Here is a 22,342-nt window from a genome sequence, read left to right on the forward strand (position 1 = left end):
CGGATAAAAGCGCGGCCGCCGCGGCGCCGTTAACGCGTTCGCAGCCCGGGCGCCGCGCGCTGCATGCGGCGTTCGTCCCTCCGACCCGGAACACTTCTGCGCCAACGGCCGCGCGCGGCCGCCGGCAAGGGAACGACATGCGAAAACGATTCACGATCCGCGGCGGGCTCGTCGCGACCATCGCCGGCTATACGCTGCTGCTCGTCCTCGTGGTCGCCGCGTGCATCGGCGGCCTGTACCTCGGCAACGACTCGCTCGAAGCGATGTACCGCGACGACACCGCGTCGCTGCTGCACCTGAAGACCAGCTCCGAGCGCATGCTCGTGCTGCGCGAACGCATGGCCGACGTCGCGCAGATCATCAGCGCCGGCCGGCCCGCGAAGGACGAAATCGCGCAGCTTCACACGCTGCTGCAGCAGAGCAACGACGAACTGCTCGCGTATTCGCGGCTGCATAAGCGCGACGCGCAGGAGCAGACGCTGTTCGACGCACTGCAGGCCAGTCGCCGCACGCTGCTCGATCGCGTGTTCTCGAAGGCGCTCGCGCAGCTCGATCAGGACGACGCGTTCAATTTCCTCGACACGCAGCGCACCGCGCCGCCCGAGCTGTTCGCCGCCTACCAGAAGGCGATCGATGCGCTCGAAGCGTTCCAGGTCGAGCGCGAGAAGGCGCGCTACGAAGCGGCCGGCGAGCGCTTTCACCGGATCGTGTGGGCGATGGCGGCGGTCGCCGCGATCGCGCTGGTCGTCGGCTTCGTCGCGCAGCGTCTGCTCGCCAAGGCGATCATCGAGCCGATCGCGCTCGCGGTCGATCATTTCGACAAGATCTCGAAGGGCGATCTGACCAGTGCGGTCGCGATCGGCGGCGACAACGAGATGGCCTATCTGCTCAACGCGCTGAAGCGGATGCAGGACGGGCTCGTCGACACGGTCAGCCAGGTACGCGCGAGCACGGAAACGATCGTCGGCGACGTGCGTACGATCGCGAGCGGCAACGTCGACCTGTCCGCGCGCACCGAACAGCATGCGGTGTCGCTGCAGCAAGCGGCCGCGAGCATGGAGCAGCTGACGGCGACCGTGCGGCAGAACGCCGACAACGCGCGCGATGCGCGCAGCTACGTCGAAGGCGCGGCCGGCATCGCGGCGCGCGGCGGCGAGGCGATGCAGCGCGTCGTCGATACGATGTCGGCGATCTCCCAAAGTGCCGCGCAAATCGCGGGCATCGTCGGCGTGATCGAAAGCATCGCATTCCAGACCAATATCCTTGCGCTCAACGCGGCGGTCGAAGCGGCGCGCGCCGGCGAACAGGGCCGCGGCTTCGCGGTCGTCGCGACCGAGGTGCGCGGGCTCGCGCAGCGCTGCGCGGCGGCGGCAAAGGAGATCCGCGAGCTGATCGGCGATTCGACGCAGCGCGTCGAACACGGCAGCGGCCTCGTCGCGCATGCCGGTTCCGCGATGACGGAGATCGTCGCAGCCGTCGAGCGCGTGAACGCGATCATGAGCGACATCAGCACCGCGTTCGACGAACAGTCGTCGGGTATCGAGCAGGTGAACGCGACCGTCACGCAGATGGAGCAGACGATGCAGCGCAATACCGCGCTCGTCGAAGAGACGGCCGCCGCTGCGCTGTCGCTCGAGGAACAGGGCGCGCGGCTCAGCAATGCGGTCGCCCAGTTTCGGCTGCGGGAGGCGGCGTCCGCATGAGGTGAGCGCGCGCAGTCGCAACGGTTCGTCGAGGCGATCCGAACGGGTTAACCCCAGCCTCCACCCCGCTCGAAGCAGCGCGCGCCGTTACCTGTACTTTCGAACGGCCGACGCATATGCGGCACTCCCATTCGGGAGGGAACCGGCTGTCCGGCGAGGGGCTTTGGGCGCATCGCGATAATCGTGTTTCGCCTCCCGTCTCGCTGCGCAAACCGAAAATGAGAAGCAGTGTCGCTTCGAGAATCAGTGGCGTTGCGGATCGACCGTGCGCTTGCGCGTAACGGCTTCAACTGCTCGGCATCGCGCATCGGGCCGCTGCGGCATCTCGATCCAAAGCATCTGCGCCCACGATTCGGCATCCCGATGCGCACGCGCCGCTCGATTCCGCCGATCATTGCGCACGCATCGACTGTGTCTTTTTGACTTGCGGCGCTCCAAACGGCATCGCGTACCGACCTCCCGATACCTCTCCTCCCGACGAATTGCGGCGCAGCACGCGGTGCCGGGCGCCGCCCGCGCAACGAACGCCGAAGCGCCGCACGACGTGCGCCGCCATCGCACGCGATCCGTCGCCGCAGCACCGCATCGCGATCGGCGGTCCCTCGATACGCGCGCCAGGCACGACGCTTGCCCCTGTCGGCCGGCCTGCCGTACGGCACGGCGAGCGCGCTTCGCTTCGCGGCTCGGAGCGCACACGGCTGGCCAGCGCCGCATTCACTCAGGGAGACGTTGTCATGGACGGGACCGGAGCATATCGCCATTACGACCGGCGGCGCTTTCTCGCCGGCGTTGCTGCTGTTGCGGGCAGTGTCGCGCTATCGGGCTGCGGCGGCGGGGGTGGCGACGGCGGCGCTAACGGCGGATCGGGCGCCGACGGCAATGCGGCCGCGCCGTCGATCGGCAACACGCCTTCGCCGAACGGCGGCGATCGCTACAGCCTGCCGCGGCCGCCGCTGCCGGACCCGTCGAACGCCGGCATCGATCACATCGTGCTCGTCACGATGGAAAACCGTTCGTTCGATCACTTCCTGAGCTGGGTGCCCGGCGCCGAAGGCATGCCCGCGAACCGCCAATACAACGACGCGTTCGGCGCGACACATGCGCCGTTCGCGCTCGCGTCCAATCCCGCATACGGCTATCAGGCCTGCGCGTATCACGACCCGAACCACAGCTACGAAGGGGCGCGCACGCAACTCGCGTCCGGCGCGATGAACGGCTGGCTGCTGACGCCGGGCACGAGCCAGACGCAAGGCGACCTGCTGCCGATCGGCTATTACACGTCCGCCGATCTGCCGTTCTTCAGCGCGGCGGCGACCCACTACACGATCGGCGACTTCTACTTCACCGGCATTCTGACGAGCACGTTTCCGAACCGCCTGTATCTGCACAGCGGCGCAACCGACCGCCTCGGCGACGGCATCGATACGTCCACGCTGCGCACGATCTGGGACAACCTCGCCGATGCGAACGTCAGCTGCCATTACTACTATCACGACGTGCCGTTCACGGCGCTGTACGGCACGCGCTATGTCGGCATCTCGCATCGGTTCTCGGAGTTCCTGTCGAATGCAGCGGCCGGTACGCTGCCGGCGTTCTGCATGGTCGACCCCGCTTTCGCAGGCGAACGCGAGGGCACGTCCTCCGACGATCATCCGCACGCCGACATTCGCGACGGCCAGGCATTCCTGAATCAGGTGTATGACGCACTGCGCACGAGCCCGACCTGGAGCCGCACGCTGCTGATCATCGTGTACGACGAATGGGGCGGGTTTCTCGAACACGTGGTGCCGCCGACGCGGCCGATCAGCAACAACGAGCTCGCGCTCGGCAACGATGGCAAGCTCGGCTGCCGCGTGCCGCTCGCGCTGCTCGGCCCGCGCGTGCGCGCAGGAACGGTCACGCGCTACCCGTTCGATCCGAGTTCGATTCATGCGCTGCTGCAATGGCGCTTCGGGCTGAAGCCGCTCGGCGTGCGCGGCAGCGATCCGGCGACTGTCAATCTCGCTTACGCGCTCGATCTCGCGAGTGCGCCGCGCACCGACGCGCCCACCTTCACCGTGCCGCAAGGGCCGTTCGGCGGGCTGTGCGCCGGCGCAACCGCACCGGCGCCGTCCGACTCGATCTCGCAGATCGATCCGTCGCAAATGGCCGCGAAGCCCGCGGTGAATCCGACCGCCGACCGCTTCGCCGACCTGCGCGCAAAGGCGACCGCGCTCGGCTTCGCGACCGGCGGCTGACGCACGCGCAGCCGCCAAGGCGCGGCGCCTACGACCGCGGTACGGCGCCGCCCGCCGTCGCCGCTTGCACGTCGGCGGGCGGCGGCGCGAGCGTGCGTTCGCCGCCGTCCGCATTGCCCGCACGCGCGCTGCGGCTGAAGCGGCGAACGGCCTGCGGCGGCTGACCGATCGTCCGCAGGAAGGCTCGCCGCATCCGTTCGCGATCGGCGAAGCCCACTTCATCGGCGATCACGTCCAGCGATAGACGCCCTTTCTCGAGCAGCAGCCGCGCGGCTTCCACGCGCAGATGCTCGACCGCCTTCGCCGGCGACTGGCCGGTTTCCGCGCTGAACGCGCGGCTGAACTGGCGCGGACTCAGTCCCGCGACGTCCGCGAGTTCCTCGACGGTCAGCGGCTTGCGCAGATTCGCGCTCGCATAGTCGATCGCCTTCTGGATCCGATCCGATTTCGGTTCGAGATCGAGCAGCGTCGAGAACTGCGACTGGCCGCCTGCGCGACGGTGGTAGACGACGAGCTTGCGCGCGACCGCGCGCGACACCTCGTGTCCGTGATCCTTCTCGATCATCGCGAGCGCCATGTCGATCGTCGCGGTCATCCCGGCCGACGTCCAGATCGGCCCGTCGACGATGAAGATCTGATCGTCCTCGACCGTCACCTCCGGATAACGGCGCTGAAGGTCGGCCGCGAAGCGCCAGTGCGTCGTCGCGCGCCGGCCGTCCAGCGCGCCGGCCTCCGCGAGAATGAACGCACCCGTGCACGGCGCCGCGATGCGTCGCGACGTCGTCAGCGCGCGTTGCACGAACGCGGTCAGCGCAGGCGACGCGATGTCGATCTCGACACCGGAACCGAACATCACCGTATCGAACGACGTGTCGGAAAACGGCTGCGTCTCGACGCGGATGCCGGCCGACGACAGCACGAGCCCGCCCTCCTCCGACAGCACCGTCACGTGATACGCCGGTTCGCCGAGCACGACGTTCGCGAGCTCGAACGCAGTGATCGCCGCGAAGCCGAGCAGATAGAAATTCGGAAAGACGACGAAACCGATCGTGTGCATGCGCGTGCTCCGGCGATGTCCGAAATTGCTTGTATATATGACATTTGAGACACGGTCAATCACGACTATCCTCTCCGCGTATCGCTCCCGAAACCCTTACCGTCAGAGCTTTCGTATGGATCGTCGACTATCGATACTCGCCGTCGGGATGTTCGCGATGGGGACCGACAACTTCGTCGTCGCCGGCATTCTGCCCGGCGTCGCGGCATCCCTTCATACGTCGGTCGCGCTCGCCGGACTCATGGTGACCTGTTATGCGTTCACGTACGCCATCGCCGCGCCGATCATGGCGGCGCTCGCCGGCCGCTGGCCGCGCAAGCTGCTGCTGGTGTCCGCGCTCGGCATCTTCGTCGCCGGCAACGTACTGAGCGCGCTCGCGACCGACCTCGGCGTCGTGCTGTTCAGCCGCGCGCTGGCCGGCTTCGGCGCGGCGCTGTTTTCGCCGACCGCGCTCGGCGTCGCCTCGGCGCTCGCGACACCCGAACGGCGCGGACGCGCGCTGGCCGCCGTGACGGCCGGGCTGACGGGCGCGACCGCGCTCGGCTCGCCGCTTGGCACCTTCATCGGCGGCTTCGGCGGCTGGCGCTCGACGCTCTGGTTCGTCGCCGCGCTTGGCGCCGTCGCGATGATCGGCGTGTGGACCATGCTGCCGGCCGTGCCGCGCCCCGCGCCGGTCGGCCTGCGCGAGCGCATCGCGCCGATGCGCGACGCGCGGATCGCACTGACCTTGCTGACCTCGCTGTTCGCGTTCGGCGGCTTCCTGATGGTCTACACGTATGCGGGCGTCGTGCTGCAACGCGTGACGCACGGCGACGAACGCATGCTCGCCGCGCTGTTCCTGCTGTGGGGTGTCGCGGCGACTGCCGGCAATTTCATCGCGGGCCGGCTCGTCGACCGCTTCGACAGCCGCCGCGTGATCGACGCGATGCTCTCGATTGCGATCGTCAACTTCTGCCTGCTGCCGTGGGCGGCGGCCCACGTATTCGGCGCGATCGTGTCGCTGACGATCTGGGGCCTCTGTGGCTGGGGGCTGATCGTGCCGCAGCAGCACCGCCTCGTGCATGCCGCGCCGCAGGTCGCGCCGCTCGTGCTCGCGCTGAACAATACGGCGACCTATATCGGGCTCGCGGGCTCCGGCGTGCTCGGCGGCCTCGTGCTGCGCACGATCGATGCGCGCTACCTGAGCGTGGTCGCGGCCGCGCTGATCGTCGTCGCGTTCGTATGCGCCGAAGCCGCGTATCGACGAATGCGCGCGCCCGCCGCGATCGACCGGACGATACCCGACACGCGTATCGAAACACGCGTACTGACAACCCCCGTTGAACATGGAGAATGACATGACCCGCCGTCTCGACTATGCGCAGATTGCGCCTGCCGGCACGAAGGCGCTCGGCAGCGTCTACGGATACGTGATGCAAAGCGGCCTTTCGCCGATCCTCGTCGATCTCGTCTATCTGCGCGTCTCGCAGATCAACAATTGCGCATACTGCCTCGACATGCACACGCGCGACCTGATCGAACGCGGCGTGAGCATCGAGAAGCTCGCGCTCGTCCAGGCATGGGCCGAAGCCGGCTCGCTGTTCGACGAACGCGAACGCGCGGCGCTCGCCTGGGCCGAAACGGTCACGCGCGTCGCCGAGACCGGCGCGCCCGACGCTGCCTACGAGGCCGCGCGGCAGGTATTCGACGAGCGGGAAATCGTCGATCTGACGATTGCGATCAGCCTGATGAATGCCTATAACCGAATGGCAATCAGCTTTCGCAACACGCCGCAGGCTGCGCTGTAATCGTTCGGCGCGGCCTGCATGCGACGCCCGCAGCGAGGCCCGCAACGATGCTCAGGATCGGCAACCTGTTCGATATCGAACGCACGCCCGGCGACGGCGAACGCTTCGACACGCTCGTCGCCGGATCGAACGTGACGATCGAGCGGATCGTCTCGGCCGGACACGCCAGTCCGCCCGGCTTCTGGTACGACGATCCGCGCGCCGAATGGGTCGTGCTGTTGTCGGGCGCGGCCGTACTCGAGTTCGAACACGGCGCCACGCGCCACGCGCTGCACGCCGGCGACCATGTGCTGATCGACGCGCATTGCCGGCACCGCGTCGCGTGGACCGATCCGTCGGTGCCGACCGTGTGGCTCGCGGTCTACCACGAACCCGAGCGCGTCGCTTCATCGGCATCGGCGCCGGCGCGCCCTTCTTGAACCGCGCGTCGAGGTCGATGCCGGCGCTTCGTCGCGAACCGGCATCGAGCGTCCGACAGCAGGATCGACTTCGTCCGCATCGTAGTCGCCATGCGTCGCAACGCAGTAGCGCCAGGAACGGAGGCCCGCTGTTGCCGGTTCGGCGCCCGTCGCGCGTCGTACGGTTTACGATGTCGGCTTCGTTATTCGACGACGGAGCCCGATCGATGCAACCGCGAATCAGCGTGCTGACGCTAGGCGTCGACGATCTGGACGCCGCGCTGCGGTTCTACCGCGACGGCCTCGGCCTGAAGACCGACGGCATCGTCGGCCGCGAATTCGAACATGGCGCGGTCGCGTTCTTCGATCTGCAGCCGGGGGTCAAGCTCGCATTGTTCGGCCGCGCCGACCTCGCGCACGACACCGGCCTGCCGCCTGCGACGCGCGACGGCATCGCATCGACGATCGGCCACAACGTCGCGAGCGCACGCGAAGTGGACGACGTGATGCAGCAGGCAGCGGCCGCCGGCGCACGCATCGTGAAACCCGCCGGCGAGACATTTTGGGGCGGCTATTCCGGCTACTTCCAGGATCCCGACGGCCACGTGTGGGAAGTCGTCTTCAATCCGGCCTTCGTCCCGGCAGGCTGAGCGGCAAAGCGGCCCGGCCGCAGCCGGGCGCGACCGTACCGCGACGTGCCCGCCGCGCTCACCGTGAACGACACGGACATGGAAACGCATGCGGTACTGTCGGGCCTCGGGGTCGGACAGCTCGGCAGCTTCAGTGCGGCAATGCATATCCGCAGCGGCCGGCTCGTTCCGTTGCTGACCGAACACGTGGTCGAGCACGGGATGATCTATCTGTACTACGGTCACCGCACCGAGCGGTCGCTGCGCGTGAAGACGTTCATCGACTTCGTCGTCGACCGGCTCGCCGACAATCGCGACTTCTTCCTCGACGCAGCGGAGCTGCGCGCGATGCAGCACGGTACGCCGCGGCGGCGCGCGGCCAAAGCGCGCCGGTAGCGGCCGGCGCGCCGGCCCGTCGCCACGCGCTTCGCTACGCGCACGTTCGCCCTGTCAGGCCGCGACCGGCTGCCGCTGCGCCTCCAGTTCGCGCACGAGCGGCAGCACGCGCTTGCCGAAGTATTCGACTTCCTCGATGAAATGCAGGAAGCCGGCGAGCACGAGATCGACGCCGATCGCCTTCAGCTCGACGATGCGTTGCGCGATCTGCTCGGGCGTACCGATCAGGTTCGTGCGGAAGCCGTCGTTGTACTGAACCAGATCCTCGAACGTCGATTTCGCCCAGTTGCCCTCGCCTTCCGGCGAAGCCTTGCCGGCCTGCTTCACCGCGTCGCCGAACGCGTGCACCGCTTCGACATGGGCGTGACGGACGATATCGTCGAGCACTGCGCGCGCCTCGTCCTCGGTGTCGCGCGCGATCACGAACGCATTGACGCCGATTCGCACGCGATGGCCGTTCGCGGCCGCCTTCGCGCGAATGTCGTCGATCTGCGCCTTCAGGTTTTCGGGCGTATTGCCGTTCGTGAAGTACCAGTCGGACACGCTTGCCGCGTTGTCGCGTGCGGCGCGCGAACTGCCGCCCTGGAAGATTTCCGGATGCGGCTTCTGCAGCGGCTTCGGGCTCAGCGTGTAGTCGTTGAAACGATAGAAGTCGCCCTTGAACGTGAAGTTGTCCTGCGTCCAGATGCCCTTCAAGGCCTGAATGAATTCCTTCGAGCGTCGATAGCGCTCGTCATGCTCGAGCCACGGCTCGCCGATCGCGGTGAATTCGTCCTTGAACCAGCCGCTGACGACATTGATCGCGATGCGTCCGTTCGAAATATGGTCGATCGTCGCGAGCTGCTTCGCCACGACGGCCGGATGCCACGGCCCCGGCAGGATTGCCGCGAGCACTTTCAGTTTCGTCGTCGCGTGCAGCAGCGCCTGGCTGAACGATACCGACTCGTGCTGATACTCCGCGCCGTAGCCGGCCGTGAAGCGGATCTGACTCAGCGCGTAGTCGAAGCCGGCCGCTTCGGCGACGCGCGCGAGCTGCTGGTTGTATTCGAGGCTCCAGTCGGTACGCTGCTCGATCGTGCTCACCACGAGTCCGCCGCTGACGTTCGGCACCCAGTACGCAAATTTGACGCCATCGGCGTGCGATTCGGTAACGCTCATGAATTGTCCTCGTCGGGAAAAGCGGGATTACGCGGCGGCGCCTGCCGCCACCGGGAACTGACGTGCGCCGAGGTGCGGCGCGGCATGCCGGGCTGCGCGTGCGATGCGCGCGTGTAGCGCGGGATTCGCGATCGCGTAGCGGTCGAAATCGCTTTCGGATGCATACACACCGATCGGCAGCGTGCGCGCCTGGAAGAAGCCGAGCAGCGGGCGCAGCTGGTGGTCGATCACGAGCGCGTGCCGCTCGCTGCCGCCGGTCGCGGCAAGCAGCACGGGAACGTCGATCAATGCGTCGCGATCGACGAGATCGAACAGATGCTTGAGCAGGCCCGTGTACGACGCGCGATAGACGGGGCTCGCGACGATCAGCACGTCGGCCGTTTCGATCGCGCGCAGTTGCGCGTCGAGGTCCGGCGGCACCTGTGCGCGCGTCGCGGCGCCGGCAAGCCGGCCGCCGATTTCCGCGAGCTCGATGCGTCGCGTTTCGATGCGTGCCACGTTGCCGAGCGCCGCGAGGAGCGCGTCGATCAGCACGAGCGTGCGCGACGGTCGTTGCAGGCTGCCCGATACCGCGACGACATTCACCGGTTTGCTCATTGCTTGCGTCTCTCCTGTCGAAGCGGGCCAGGTGCCCGTCGCCGGACTGCGTTGCAAGCGGCGTGCCATTTCGGCGAGTCGCGCAGAGGTGCAGCGGCGAAGGGCGGGTGTCGGGATGGTGCGCGACGTCTGGCGGGCGCCGCGGCGTTATTCCACGCGCGACGATATGCGTGTGAGCAAGACGCTCATAACGCTATCGGCGGGCGAGATGAACGAGCGTGAACAGTGATGCTGATTCGGTGCTGCTGGGGCAGCAGTGTCCGGAGCGTGGCGGGCGCGTGCTCGGTCGGCATTTGTGTTCGTTCGCGGCGAGCCATTGTTATCGATCCACGATTGCCGTTCGTCGTCGCGCGTCGCAATAGCCGCTCGCAGAGTGCAGCGGCGCTTCCTTTCCGCGCGCCGTCAGGCCGGTCGCTGGTCTCGTCGCGAACGCTCGAGCGCGCGGTTCAGACATCCGCCTCGAGACACGAAGCATTGGCGCCAGCGCGCTCCTTTGTCTCGGGACAATGACCGGGTTCGGGCGCGGTCACCCGCCACGCGGATGATCACATCGATCACACAAATGATCGATTTGCGCAAAATGCGCGGCCGAAGTACACTTCAGATTGATCGTTTCAATCATATAAGTGACCGATTCAATCAAAGTCCGATCAGAGAATGGAGACTGGCATGGCTCAAATACACATCAAGCGCGGCATCGAGCGCGTACCCGGCGGCATGATGATCGTGCCGCTGCTCGTGGGCGCACTCGTCGCCACGTTTTTGCCTGACATGCCGAAGTTTTTCGGCTCTTTTACCAATGCGCTGTTCACCGGTGCGCTGCCGATCCTCGCCGTGTTTTACGTCTGCATGGGCGCGAGCATCGATGTCAAGGCAACGCCCTACCTGCTCAAGAAGGGTGGCGCGCTGTTCGTCACGAAGGTCGGTGCCGCGATCGTCGTGGGCGTCGTCATGGGGCATTTCCTCGGCGAACAGCCGATCTCGTCGGGATTGTTCGCCGGCCTGTCGACGCTCGCCGTCGTCGCGGCGATGAACGACACCAACGGCGGGCTGTACATGGCGCTCATGGGCCAGTACGGTCGCTCCGAAGACGTTGGCGCGTATACGATCATGTCGCTCGAATCCGGGCCGTTCCTGACCATGGTCACGCTCGGCGTGGCCGGACTGTCGGCGTTCCCGTGGCCGACGCTGGTCGGCAGCATTCTGCCGCTCGCATTCGGCATGCTGCTCGGCAATCTGGATCGCGAGATGCGTGCGTTTCTCGGCAAAGCGGTACCCGTGATGATTCCGTTCTTCGCGCTGGCGCTCGGCGCGAGTCTCGATCTGCACAAGGTCTGGCAGGCCGGCGTGCTCGGCGTCGGTCTGGGCATTGCTGTCGTGATCGTGACGGGCATTCCCCTTTACCTTGCGGACCGTCTGACGGGTGGCACCGGCGTCGCCGGTACCGCTGCGGCGAATACGGCAGGTAACGCGGCCGCCGTGCCGGCGTTGATCGCCGCGGCGAATCCGGTCTACGCGGAGGCCGCCAAGAGCGCGACGCTGCTGGTGGCCGCGTGCGTCGTCGTGACCGCGGTCCTTTCGCCGATCCTGACCGCGGCCGTCGCAAAACGCGTGCAGGTCGGCCGCGAAGCAACGGAAATGGCGCAATGAGCATGCTGATCATCGCGGACGATCTGTCGGGCGCCGCCGATTGCGCGATCGGCTTTGCCAACGCCGGCTATCGGACGGTCGTCACGCTCGACGTGCCGGCGCAAGGCCTCGACGCGAGCGCCGCCGACGTGATCGCAGCCGATACCGACACCCGCCGTCTCACGCCGGCCGAGGCCGCGCAGCGCACGTCGGCCGCGTGGCGGGCGTTGCGCGAACCGGGCCGGCGTCTCTACAAGAAGATCGACTCGACGCTGCGCGGCAATTGGGCCGCCGAAGTCGCCGCGTTGCAGCCGCTCGCGGGTCTTGCGATCGTCGCGCCGGCGTTTCCGGCGACGGGCCGCACCGTACTCGGCGGCCGTGTCTTCGTGCGCGGCGAGCCGCTCGAAACCACCGATACCTGGAAGCTCGAAAACGCGGGCCGCACCGCAGACCTGCACGCGATGCTCGCGCAAGCCGGTGTTTCGACCGCCCAACTCGACGTGGACGCATTGCGCGAAAGCAGCCAGACGCTCATCGCGCGAATCGCCGCCGTGGCGGCGAGCGGCGCCGAGGCGCTGGTGGTCGACGCCGAGACGAAGGACGACCTGATCGCACTCGCACGGGCGACTGCACAGATGGACGACGCGCTGTTTTGGGTCGGCTCGGGCGGGCTCGCGCGCGAAATCGCGAGCGTGGAAAGTCTGTTCGCCCCGCGCGCGGCGCGAACAGACGCCGTCGCTTCGCAACGGCAGCCACGACACGCACCCGTGCTGGTGCTGGTGGGCAGCCTGTCGGCGGTGTCGGAGCGGCAGTGCGCGATGCTGCGAGAACGCGCCGGCATGATGGAACTGACGGTACCGCCCGCCGTGCTGCGCGGCGGCGAGCGCCACGCGGACGTACCGCAATGGCAGGCGCGCATTGGCGACGCGCTGCGAACGGGCGCGGACCTGCTGCTGCGCATCGGCAGCGACGACGCGTTCGATCCGGCGGAAGGCGCGGTGCTGTCGGCCGCGCTTGCCGCGCTCGTCAAGCCGCATTTCGCGACGCTCGGCGGCTTGATCGCGACCGGCGGCGAAACCGCCCGCGCGATGCTGAGCGCGGTTGGCGTCGGCAGCGTCGAACTGATTGCGGAGATAGAGGCGGGCGTGGCCGTCGGCAAGCCGATCGGTGCCGCCACTTGCCAGCCTCACCTGCGTATCGTCACGAAGGCGGGGGCGTTCGGCACCGATCACGCATTGTTCGCCGCGTGGCGCTATCTCCGCGAAACGCCGGCAGCGAGCGTCAGCGCAGGCGCCCGCTCACACGGTTCGGCCTGATCGTTCCTACGCGATCGGGCATGCAGTAGAGCAGAATTCAAGGACATCAAGGCAAAACATCATGAGCAACTACCTTCCCGTGATCGGCATTACGATGGGCGACGCAGCAGGCGTCGGCCCGGAAATCATCGTCAAGAGCCTCGCACACGACGTCGTTTATCGGCAATGCCGTCCGCTCGTGATCGGCGATGCGCGCCGGCTCGAACGAGCAAACGAGATCGTCGGCGGCACGGCGAAGATCCGTCGCATCCAGGAAGCGGCCGACGCGCGCTACGAGCCGGGCACGATCGACTGCATCGATCTCGGCCTGATTCCGGCCGACCTGCCCTTCGGCCGCTTGTCGGCCGTCGCGGGCGATGCGGCCTATCAATTCATCGCGCGCGCGGTGAAGCTGGCGGAAGCCGGGCAGATCGACGCCATCTGCACGGCGCCGCTCAACAAGGAAGCACTGCACGCCGGCGGCCACAAGTATCCCGGCCATACCGAAATGCTCGCGCATCTGACGGGCGTCGACGAAGTATCGATGATGCTGGTCGCGCCGCAACTGCGCGTGATTCATGTGACCACGCATATCGGGATCATCGACGCGATCCGCAAAATCGAGCCGGGCCTCGTACAGCGCACGATCGAGCGCGGCCACGCGACCCTCGTGAAGGCCGGCATCGCAAAGCCGCGCATCGGCGTATGCGGGATCAATCCGCATGCCGGCGAGAACGGTCTGTTCGGATACGGCGAGGAAGAAGAGAAGATCGTGCCGGCGGTCGCGGTGTTGCAGGAACGCGGCCTCGACGTGACCGGCCCGCTGCCTGCCGACACGCTGTTTTTCCGTGCGGGCCGCGGCGACTTCGATCTCGTGGTCGCGATGTATCACGACCAGGGTCACGGCCCGGTGAAGGTGCTCGGGCTCGAAGCGGGCGTCAACGTGACGGTGGGACTGGAGGTCATCCGCACATCGGTCGATCACGGCACCGCGTTCGACATTGCGGGCACGGGCGTCGCCGACGAGCGCAGCCTGCTCGAAGCGCTGCGCCAGGGCGCCGAACTCGCGACGCGGCGCGGCTGAGCGCACAACCAGCGTGACGGAATGCGCGCGGGCCGTGGTGTAACATCGGCAACCTCCCATCCTGCAGATGTCAGCCATGAAAGCGTCCGAGCGCCATCGCGCGATTCTCGATCTCGTCCTGACGGGCGACGCCAGCGTCGAACAACTCAGCGCCGCGCTCGGCGTATCCGAAGCTACCGTGCGGCGCGACCTGACGACGCTCGCGAACCAGCGCCGTCTCGTGCGCACCTATGGCGGTGCGACGGCGCTGATCGGCGCACACGAACCGGAGGCGTCGCTCGAGGAACGCAAGGCGACGCAGCGCGAGCAGAAAGAAGCGATTGCCCGCGCGGCGGCCGCTCACGTGCACGACGGCGATACGCTGCTGCTCGACGGCGGCACGACCTGCGCCGCGCTGGCGCGGCATCTCGTCTCGCGCGTCGATCTTCATGTGGTGACCAACAACCTGCTTGCCGTCATGACGCTGGCGAACGCGCCCGGCGTCCATCTCACGTTGATCGGCGGCGATCTGCGCAAATCGAGCATGAGCACGCTCGGGCCGCTCGCCGAGCTGTCGCTGAGCCGCTTGAGCGTCGACAAGGCGTTTCTCGGCGCGGACGGCGTGGTCGCGGAGTTCGGGCTGTGCGAAGCGAGCGCGCAACAAGCGTATCTGAAGGACTGCATCATCCGGCGCGCGGCTCAGACGTTTGTGCTTGCCGACGCCGACAAGCTCGGTCGCTCGCGGCAGCAACACTGGACGCCGCTCGAACGAGACTGGCGGTTGATCACGTCCAGCATGGCCGACGAGGCGCTTCTTGCGCCGTTCAGGGCGCTCGGACGCGTCGTGGTCGAGACGGCCGATATGGACACGCCGTCGCGCTCGGCGATCTCGTAATACTGCGCGAAGCGCGCCGTACAACGAAGCGGAAAGGCGCAGGACCTTCGACGACGAGGTAGCGAACCGTCGGCCGAAAACATCCGACGTCACGTTCCATCCTTACCTCCCTGTAAAACGTCGCGGCCTTGCTGCGATGCCGACCTGACGAACGCGTCCAGATCGCGGTTGAAACGCTCGGGCTCCTCGATAAACGGCGCATGGCCGGCGTCCGCGTACACCTCACTTACGATGTGCGGATTCAGCGCGGCCGCGCGGGCGAGCGTCGCACGCGTGTCGACCAGTACGTCGCGACCTCCGTAGATGAAGAGCAGCGGTACGCGCGCCTTGGCGAGCCCTTCCGCGGCGAACACGGTCATGGTCGGCACTTCTCGCTGCATGTCCCACGATGCCATGGCGGCGTTCGCGAGCAGCCGCGCGAACGTGTCGGCGTCGGGCCGATGATTGAAACAAAGGCCGACGAAGGTGCGCTCGCCGTCCAGATGCGTCTTCAGATCGGCCGAATTCATGTCGCGATAAACGTCGGGGTGTGCGACGATCTGACCGGGCGCGAGCTCGACCACGCCGTCGACATACACGGCACCCGCGATCCCGCTATCGCCGTATTTCGCGAGATAGTTCGAGATCACCACGCCGCCGAGCGACCAGCCGACCACGACGGGCTTGCGCGCATGCGAGCCGCGGATTACCGCTGCGAGGTCGTCCGCCCAGCGGTTCCCGTCGTGATAGGGCTCCGGGCCGGACGGCTTGCCGGACAGACCGTGGCCGCGCAGATCATAGGTAATGATCCGGTATTGGCTCAATTCGCGACTTCGCACCTGCGCATCCCAGTTCAGGCGGCTGCCGAGCAGTCCATGCACCAGAATGATCGGCGGGCCGCCCGGATTACCGCTTTCCTGAACGGCGATCCTTACCCCGTCCGCCGATGTCACCGTATAGCTGTTCGGTGCGGCAAACGCGTCGGGGGCGGACGCAAGCAGCGTAACCGCCGAGAGCGCGGAAATCAAAAGGTGAGAGAACGTCCGTAAGCTCATTGTCTTGCCTGGGAGAGTGTCGGTACGCTTACTCTCAACCCTTACACTGATGTGAGAGTCAAGCGAATCGTGCTACGCTGCTTTGCATGAAAAACACGCCTTCCCGGCAGCTGCTGGCGATCGGACAACTTTCGCAACTCACTGGCGCCAGCGTGCGGTCGATCCGCCACTACGACGAACATGGTCTGCTCGCTTCGGTACGTGCGAGCAATGGCTATCGCATGTTTCCCGAGAAGGCCGTCACGCAGGTCAAGCAGATTCAGCGCATGATCGCGACCGGATTCACCATCGACGATATTCGCGGTTTCCCCGACTGCATGCTTTTGATCGAGGGTGCCCGTTCTTGCGATCAGATCACCGACGTTCAGCGGGCAAGGCTCGAGGCGATCGAGCGTCAGATCGCCGATTTGGAAAAGCGTCGGGCGCGTCTTCTCAAGACCTTGAATGAAGGAGTGATTCCGCCGGTCGATTGATGCGCGTGGCAATGGCCACGGCCGCGACGCTGCAGCCTGCGCGCTACCCGGCCTGGCGCCACGCGGCGCTCTCGCGGCCATGCGTCAGCAGCTTGCGCGCAATCTCGGCCACGCGTGCCACATGCGCGACGGCTGCCTCGCGTGCCGCCCTCCCGTCGCCGGCCGCGATCCCGGCGAGAATCTCGCGCATTTCTTCGACCGCCTGCTGACCGCGATCGTCGGAAGCAATCGTCAGTGCACGCAGCCGATTGATGCGAGCGATCAACGTCTGCACGATCTCCCACGCAACGTGCTTTTTACCGGCGATGAACATGCGCTCGTAGAACGCCGACGTCAGCGCCTTCACCGCGTGATGATCCTGCGTATCGAACGCGTGCCGGATCCGGTCGATGCACGTCGAAAGATCTGCGACGAGCGACGCATCGGCATGCTCCGCGCAGGCCATCGCGGCCTCGCCCTCGAGCAAGGCGCGGATCTCGTAGATCTCGGCGGCCGTGTCGAAGTCGAGGACCGCGACGATGGGCCCCTGGTTCGGGACCGAGTCGACGAGGCCCTCCGTTTCCAGATGGCGCAGGACCTCGCGCACGACGGTCCGGCTTACGCCCAGGATCTCGCACAGTGAGCGTTCGACGAGCCGTTCGCCCGGCTGGAAATGCGCGTCGAGGATCGCGGTGCGCATCTTCTCGAGCGCGAGCTCCCGCAGCGTGGCAGTAGGCCGCTCGACTTTCAGTGACGGCAGTGCGTGACGCATGGCCGTTGCCGTCACGCTTGCGCGAACAGGCGCGCGTCGCGCGCATCCCACTCGACGAGCGCCTGTGCGCCGATCACGATGCCGTTGCCGTGTCGATGGGCGGCCGGCGTGCGGATCGAGATTTCCTGCTGCCACGGTGTCGCGACCGCGTAGTGCATCGCATCGCCGAGATAGGTGATGTCGCGCACCGTGACGGGAAGACCCGCGCCGACGGCCGACGCAGTTGCCGCGCCCGCGTATTGCACCGGGCGGATGCGTATCTGTTCCGGACGAATCATCAGCGTGCCATCGTCGCCGGCAGCGAGCGAGGGATGGAACGCGTCCGAGGCCGTTTCGATACCGTTGGGAAACACGCCGCCCATGCGACCGTCGCGTGTCTTCGTCACCTTGACCGGCAGGAAATTCGAGTTGCCGATAAAGCTCGCGACGAAGCGCGACGCGGGATTCGCATACAGTTCCTCGCCCGTGCCCACCTGCTCGATCCGCCCCTGGTTGAACACGGCGATACGGTCGGACAACCGCAGCGCCTCCTCCTGGTCGTGCGTGACGTAAAGGATCGTCACACCGGTCTCCTGGTGAATGCGGCGCAGTTCGAGCTGGATTTCCTCGCGCAGCTTCTTGTCGAGCGCGGACAGCGGCTCGTCCATCAGCAGCACGGGCGGATCGTAGGCCAGCGCACGCGCGATCGCGACGCGCTGCTGCTGGCCGCCGGAGAGTTGCGCAGGCATCCGGTCACGGCATTCGGACAGATGTACGAGCTTCAGCATCTGCTCCACTTTGGCGCGGACTTCCGCGTCGGGCCGGCGCCGCACGCGCAGCGGGAACGCGACGTTCTCGCCCACGCTCAGGTGTGGAAACAGCGTATAGCGCTGAAACACCATTCCGATGTTGCGCTGGTTCGGCGCAACCGAAAGCAGCGACTTGCCGTCGAGCAGCACGCGTCCGTCGGTCGGCTCCTGAAAGCCCGCGACGATATAAAGCGTGGTGCTCTTGCCCGAACCCGACGGCCCGAGGAAGGTCATGAATTCGCCCTTGCGCACGTCGAGCGACACGTGGTCGATCGCAACGACGTCATCGTAGGTCTTGCGCAGGCGCTGGATTTGCAGGAAAGCAGTCATGGCGTAGTACCTCAGTGAGCGCGTGCGCGGCGCACCACGGCGCCCGCCAGCATCAATACGGTCGTCAGTCCGACGAGCAGCGACGACGCGGCCGCGACGACGGGCGTCAGGTCTTGCCGCAGCGTTGCCCAGATCCGCACGGGCAACGTCTGCAGCGTCGGGCTCGACATGAAGATCGACACCACGACTTCATCCCACGACGCGAGAAACGCGAAGACCGCGGCAGCAAACAGGCCGAGCCGGATGGCAGGCAGCGTGACGCGCAGCTTCACCGTGAGCGGCGATGCGCCGCAGATCAGCGCGGCGTCTTCCAGCGCCGTGTCGAAGCTCAAGAGCGAATTGCTGATCGAGATGATCGAAAACGGCAGCGCGATGATCAGGTGACCGATCACGAAGCCGGTCATCGTGCCGTTGAGCCCGATACGCAGAAAGAATGCATAGAGCGCAACGGCGAGCACGACGACGGGTAGCACCATCGGTGTCAGGAAGAAGCCGCGCACCGCCTCGCGGCCCCGGAACCTGCCCCGCACGAGCGCCAGCGAGGCAAGAAAGCCGATCGCGACGGACAGCATCGTCACGATAATCGCCAGCTTCGCGCTGGTCAGCAGCGAGTCGATCCAGCCGGCGTCGGTAAACAGCTGCCGATACCATTCGAGCGTCCAGCCCGGCGGCGGGAAAATGAGCCACTGCGAATCGCCGAACGACAACGCGACGATAAACACGATCGGCAACAGCAGGAACAGTGCGACGGCCGCGCCCACGGCCACCAGAATCCAGCGCAGCGCGCCGAGGCGATCGAAATCGAGCAACATGTCAGCGGCCTCCGGCGGCGGCGCGTGCGCTGCCCGTGAAGCGCAGCTGCAACGCATAGAGCGCGAGCGTGACGGCAAGCAGCACGAAGGCCGCGGCGCCGGCGAGCCCCCAGTTCAGCAGCTCCTGCACGAGTTGCGCGATCAGTTCGGCCAGCATCATGTACGACGGCCCGCCGAGCAGCGTCGGCGTGACGAAGTAGCCGAGCGCCATGACGAACACCATCAGCGCACCGGACGCCACGCCCGGCATCGCGAGCGGCACGAGGATGCGCCAGAACGCCTGCCAACGGCTCGCACCGCACACCGCGGCCGCGCGCAGCGTCGACGGGTCGATGCCGCGCAGCGTCGCATGCAGCGGCATCACGAGAAACGGCAGCATGATGTAGGTCATGCCGATCGTCACGCCGGTCAGATTGTTGACGAGCGACAGCGGCTCGCGGATCACGCCGAGCGCCATCAGCGCGCGGTTGATCGGCCCCGTTCCCTGCAGCAGCACCATCCACGCGAACGTGCGCGCTAGCAGGTTCGTCCACATAGACAACAGCAGGATCGCGAACAGCACCGAACTGAGCTTGCGCGGAGCGATGGCGAGCAGCCACGCCATCGGAAAGCCGACGGTCAGCGTGACGAGCGTCACGACCGTCGCGACGATGAACGTATTGCCGAACACGCGCACGTACGTCGTCGAGCCGAGTAGCTGCGCGTAGTTGTGCAGCCCTGGCGCCGGCTCGAGCACACTGCGCAACAGCAGCGACAGCACGGGCAGCAGGAAAAAGATCACGAGCAGCAGCATCGCGGGTGCCAGCAGCCGCACGCTGCGCCAGTCGCGCCGCTTGCGCGGCGGTGTCGCGGCAGGATGCGCGACGGTACTCAATACGTTTGGCATGGTGTCTCCTTTGTCGGCCAGCGCCGGCACTTCAGTGCCTGTTTCCACTGGCCCCATGCAGGTTCGTTGCGCTACCGGGCGGTTCCGTCCAGTTCGGGCTCCTGAACGGCGTTCAGGTCGGTACAACGCCACGCGCCGGCTTACTTCGACTGCCACGCGTACCAGCGCTTCGCGATCGCATCGCGGTTCTCGGCCCAGTACTTCATGTCGAGATTGATCTGCGAACCCTTGTATTGGTCGGGCAGTGCTTTCGCGATCGCCGGCGGCATCAGCGCCGCCGACTTCACGTTGATCGGTGCATAGCCGGTATTGGCGGCGAACCTGGCTTGGGCCTCCGCGCTCGTTGCGGCGGCCAGGAACTTCATTGCCGCGTCGCGATGCTTGGCGCCCTTCGGAATCACAAGCATGTCGGCCGCGGTCAGGTTCTGATTCCACGACATGCCGACCGGTACGCCCGTCTGCGCGAGCGCATGCAGACGGCCGTTCCAGAACATGCCGATCGGCGCTTCGCCCGATGCGAGCAACTGCTGCGATTGCGCGCCGCCGCTCCACCAGACGATATCGCCCTTGATCGAATCGAGCTTCTTGAACGCGCGGTCGAGATCGAGCGGATACAGCTTGTTCGGCGCGACGCCGTCGGCGAGCAGTGCGATCTCGAGCACGCCCGGCGCCGACCACTTGTAAAGCGTACGCTTGCCCGGGAAACGCTTCGTGTCGAACAGATCGACCCAGTTCTGCGGCTGCGCCCCCGTGTACTTCGCCTTGTTGTAGCCGAGCACGAACGAATAATAGAAACTGCCCACGGCAGACGGCGTCGCGAAGCGCGGGTCGAGGTCGGCCTTCTTCACCACGGAATAGTCGATCGGCTCGATCAGTCCGGCCTTTTCCGCCGCATACGCGAAGTCGCCTTCGACGTCGACGACGTCCCAGCTGACGTTGCCGCTTTCGACCATCGCCTTGAGCTTGCCGTAGTCGGTCGGTCCGTCCATCAGCACCTTGATGCCGCTCGCCTGCGTGAACGGCTGCGCCCAGTCCTTCTGCTGCGACGATTGGGTCGTCCCGCCCCAGCTCGTGAACACGATCGGGTCCGCAGCGACCGCCGGTGCGGCGCAAAGAACGGCCAACGGTGCGATACAGGCAAGCTGCGATGCCAGACGCGGTGCTGCGAAACGCGGGATGCTTCTGCTGCTCATGGTCTCTCTCCAGATGAAACGGGTGCGGCTTGCGGCCACCGGAACGGCAGCCCTCCGAATACGCGTGCTCGGTCCGGCAGCGCCCGCCGCGCCGGCTGCTCGATCGCCTCGTTCGTCACTGCGGCGCATCGCGCGCCGCCGATGCCGTTACGCGGCAGCCAGCGGCTGGACCGTACCGGCCTCCGTGTCGCCGACGTAGATTCCATATGCGTCCTGCCTGCGTTCGCGCACGTAGCGCTCGAGCATCGAGCGCACGGCGGTATCGGCGATTTCGTCCCAAGGAACTTGCCACAGCGGCACGATGCGAATACTGCTGTCGAACCACGGCGAACCGGTGGGCATCACGCGGCCGCGGTAATAGATGTGCACGCCCGGCTCGCGGCCGCCGGCCGATTCGAAGACGGCGAACAGGAAGTCGAGATGCGCGTTGAGCCCGAGCTTCGTCAGCACACCGCGCAGGCTCGCCGCGTCGCTCGCCGGTTCGAGCCGGCTGCCGGTCGGCAGGCGCAGGCCGTGCGGCGTATCGACGAGCACCAGCCCGTCGCGATGTTCGAGAATCGCGCCCACCCGTGCGCACCCCGCCGCGGACAACGCGTCCTGCGACAGGCTGAAGTTCACGTATGCGCCGCGGCAATAGCCGAGCGGCGACGCGCTCGTCTGCGCGAAGTCGACCACGCGTCCGATCAGAATGATGTGGTCCCCCGCGTCGACCACGTCGTGCGTCACGCAGTCGAAGCTCGCGGCCGCATCCCGGATCACCGGGGCACCCGTTTTGCGCGTATCCCACGGTACTCGGGCGAATTTGTCCTGTGCTTTCGAGGCGAACACGCCGGACACGTCGGCCTGGTTCTCCGCCAGCACGCTCACCGCAAAACGCTGCGTGGCCGAGAACACCGGATGGCTCGACGCCGTCTTCGAGATGCACACGAGAATCAAGGGCGGATCGAGCGACACCGACGTGAACGAGTTGGCGGTGAAGCCGCGCGGCGAACCGTCGGGCTGGATCGTCGTGACGACCGTCACGCCGGTGACGAATGCACCGAGGGCGCGGCGAAAGCCGGACGTGTCGAATGGCTGCTGCTCGATCGGCTCGGTTATCGACTCGGTCATGGCGTCCTCCCGGGATGGCTGTGCTGCTTGATGAGATTATGGTATGCCATCTTATGGGCTACAACAATGGACGCTGTATTATGGAATACCATGAGTCGAATCGGCACACAAAACAAAAGGC

21 protein-coding genes and 1 pseudogene are annotated in these 22,342 nt (G+C 66.5%); 12 read left to right on the plus strand and 10 right to left on the minus strand.

Annotation, left to right across the window (positions count from 1 at the left end):
• The first annotated feature begins 137 nt into the window (after positions 1–137).
• On the plus strand, positions 138–1,703 hold the full coding sequence (locus tag BCR55_RS29090; RefSeq protein WP_045592767.1) for a methyl-accepting chemotaxis protein: 1,566 nt from the start codon (positions 138–140) through the stop codon (positions 1,701–1,703).
• Between the two features lie 734 nt (positions 1,704–2,437).
• Entirely contained in the window at positions 2,438–3,940 is a 1,503-nt protein-coding gene (locus tag BCR55_RS29095; RefSeq protein WP_065497173.1) for an alkaline phosphatase family protein, read from the plus strand.
• Between the two features lie 28 nt (positions 3,941–3,968).
• Here the strand turns inward: BCR55_RS29095 and BCR55_RS29100 are convergent, their stop codons facing one another.
• Positions 3,969–4,997: a GlxA family transcriptional regulator gene (locus BCR55_RS29100; RefSeq protein ID WP_065497174.1), complete on the minus strand. Its 1,029-nt coding sequence runs from the start codon at positions 4,995–4,997 to the stop codon at positions 3,969–3,971.
• 115 nt (positions 4,998–5,112) lie between these two features.
• Here BCR55_RS29100 and BCR55_RS29105 point away from each other — a divergent pair, with 115 nt between their 5' ends.
• The 5 genes and pseudogenes from BCR55_RS29105 to BCR55_RS29125 all read left to right on the plus strand — a co-directional run.
• On the plus strand, positions 5,113–6,333 hold the full coding sequence (locus BCR55_RS29105; RefSeq protein WP_065497175.1) for an MFS transporter: 1,221 nt from the start codon (positions 5,113–5,115) through the stop codon (positions 6,331–6,333).
• Between the two features lies 1 nt (position 6,334).
• A complete protein-coding gene (locus BCR55_RS29110; RefSeq protein ID WP_065497237.1) occupies positions 6,335–6,784 on the plus strand; it encodes a carboxymuconolactone decarboxylase family protein in 450 nt (149 codons plus the stop codon).
• Between the two features lie 47 nt (positions 6,785–6,831).
• Positions 6,832–7,203: a cupin domain-containing protein gene (locus tag BCR55_RS29115; RefSeq protein WP_006410033.1), complete on the plus strand. Its 372-nt coding sequence runs from the start codon at positions 6,832–6,834 to the stop codon at positions 7,201–7,203.
• A 206-nt stretch (positions 7,204–7,409) separates the two neighbouring features.
• Positions 7,410–7,832 (plus strand): VOC family protein, encoded by a 423-nt coding sequence (locus BCR55_RS29120; protein WP_059936080.1) that lies wholly within the window; start codon positions 7,410–7,412, stop codon positions 7,830–7,832.
• A 36-nt stretch (positions 7,833–7,868) separates the two neighbouring features.
• A pseudogene (locus BCR55_RS29125) lies at positions 7,869–8,207 on the plus strand (LysR substrate-binding domain-containing protein); the annotation flags it as partial.
• 54 nt (positions 8,208–8,261) lie between these two features.
• On the opposite strand, the gene sfnG reads toward BCR55_RS29125, so the two are convergent.
• Positions 8,262–9,365 (minus strand): dimethylsulfone monooxygenase SfnG, encoded by a 1,104-nt coding sequence (gene sfnG, locus BCR55_RS29130; RefSeq protein WP_065497177.1) that lies wholly within the window; start codon positions 9,363–9,365, stop codon positions 8,262–8,264.
• Between the two features lie 27 nt (positions 9,366–9,392).
• Positions 9,393–9,962 carry an FMN reductase gene (msuE, locus tag BCR55_RS29135; RefSeq protein WP_065497183.1) on the minus strand — a complete coding sequence of 190 codons (570 nt, stop codon included), beginning with the start codon at positions 9,960–9,962 and terminating at the stop codon, positions 9,393–9,395.
• A 669-nt stretch (positions 9,963–10,631) separates the two neighbouring features.
• Between msuE and BCR55_RS29140 the strand changes: the two genes are divergently transcribed.
• The 4 genes from BCR55_RS29140 to BCR55_RS29155 all read left to right on the plus strand — a co-directional run bounded on the left by BCR55_RS29140 (position 10,632) and on the right by BCR55_RS29155 (position 14,844).
• Positions 10,632–11,612, plus strand: coding sequence for a 2-keto-3-deoxygluconate permease (locus BCR55_RS29140; protein ID WP_006405451.1), 981 nt, complete (start codon positions 10,632–10,634; stop codon positions 11,610–11,612).
• The gene (locus BCR55_RS29145; protein WP_065497185.1) at positions 11,609–12,907 is read left to right on the plus strand and encodes a four-carbon acid sugar kinase family protein; all 1,299 of its coding nucleotides are present in this window, start codon (positions 11,609–11,611) and stop codon (positions 12,905–12,907) included. The genes BCR55_RS29140 and BCR55_RS29145 overlap by 4 nt, the downstream gene beginning before the upstream one ends.
• Before the next feature lie 61 nt (positions 12,908–12,968).
• Positions 12,969–13,970 (plus strand): 4-hydroxythreonine-4-phosphate dehydrogenase PdxA, encoded by a 1,002-nt coding sequence (gene pdxA, locus BCR55_RS29150; RefSeq protein ID WP_006405453.1) that lies wholly within the window; start codon positions 12,969–12,971, stop codon positions 13,968–13,970.
• A gap of 76 nt (positions 13,971–14,046) precedes the next feature.
• Entirely contained in the window at positions 14,047–14,844 is a 798-nt protein-coding gene (locus tag BCR55_RS29155) for a DeoR/GlpR family DNA-binding transcription regulator (RefSeq protein ID WP_006405454.1), read from the plus strand.
• Between the two features lie 89 nt (positions 14,845–14,933).
• On the opposite strand, the gene BCR55_RS29160 is transcribed toward BCR55_RS29155, so the two are convergent.
• Positions 14,934–15,878: an alpha/beta fold hydrolase gene (locus BCR55_RS29160; protein ID WP_065496791.1), complete on the minus strand. Its 945-nt coding sequence runs from the start codon at positions 15,876–15,878 to the stop codon at positions 14,934–14,936.
• 86 nt (positions 15,879–15,964) lie between these two features.
• Here BCR55_RS29160 and BCR55_RS29165 point away from each other — a divergent pair, with 86 nt between their 5' ends.
• Positions 15,965–16,351: a MerR family transcriptional regulator gene (locus BCR55_RS29165; protein WP_053299116.1), complete on the plus strand. Its 387-nt coding sequence runs from the start codon at positions 15,965–15,967 to the stop codon at positions 16,349–16,351.
• A gap of 43 nt (positions 16,352–16,394) precedes the next feature.
• On the opposite strand, the gene BCR55_RS29170 is transcribed toward BCR55_RS29165, so the two are convergent.
• From BCR55_RS29170 to BCR55_RS29195, 6 genes are all read right to left on the minus strand, one after another.
• A complete protein-coding gene (locus BCR55_RS29170; RefSeq protein ID WP_053299117.1) occupies positions 16,395–17,102 on the minus strand; it encodes a GntR family transcriptional regulator in 708 nt (235 codons plus the stop codon).
• 11 nt (positions 17,103–17,113) lie between these two features.
• The gene (locus BCR55_RS29175; RefSeq protein WP_065496793.1) at positions 17,114–18,220 is read right to left on the minus strand and encodes an ABC transporter ATP-binding protein; all 1,107 of its coding nucleotides are present in this window, start codon (positions 18,218–18,220) and stop codon (positions 17,114–17,116) included.
• 11 nt (positions 18,221–18,231) lie between these two features.
• Positions 18,232–19,032, minus strand: a complete 801-nt coding sequence (locus BCR55_RS29180; protein ID WP_006405459.1) for an ABC transporter permease — start codon at positions 19,030–19,032, stop codon at positions 18,232–18,234.
• Position 19,033: 1 nt separating this feature from the next.
• Positions 19,034–19,918 carry an ABC transporter permease gene (locus tag BCR55_RS29185; RefSeq protein WP_006405460.1) on the minus strand — a complete coding sequence of 295 codons (885 nt, stop codon included), beginning with the start codon at positions 19,916–19,918 and terminating at the stop codon, positions 19,034–19,036.
• Positions 19,919–20,058: 140 nt separating this feature from the next.
• Complete coding sequence (locus BCR55_RS29190) at positions 20,059–21,111, minus strand: ABC transporter substrate-binding protein (RefSeq protein WP_065496795.1); 1,053 nt, start codon at positions 21,109–21,111, stop codon at positions 20,059–20,061.
• 147 nt (positions 21,112–21,258) lie between these two features.
• Positions 21,259–22,221 (minus strand): flavin reductase, encoded by a 963-nt coding sequence (locus tag BCR55_RS29195; protein ID WP_006405462.1) that lies wholly within the window; start codon positions 22,219–22,221, stop codon positions 21,259–21,261.
• Positions 22,222–22,342 lie beyond the last annotated feature (121 nt).

Source organism: Burkholderia sp. CCA53, assembly GCF_001685525.1.
Lineage (GTDB): Bacteria > Pseudomonadota > Gammaproteobacteria > Burkholderiales > Burkholderiaceae > Burkholderia > Burkholderia multivorans.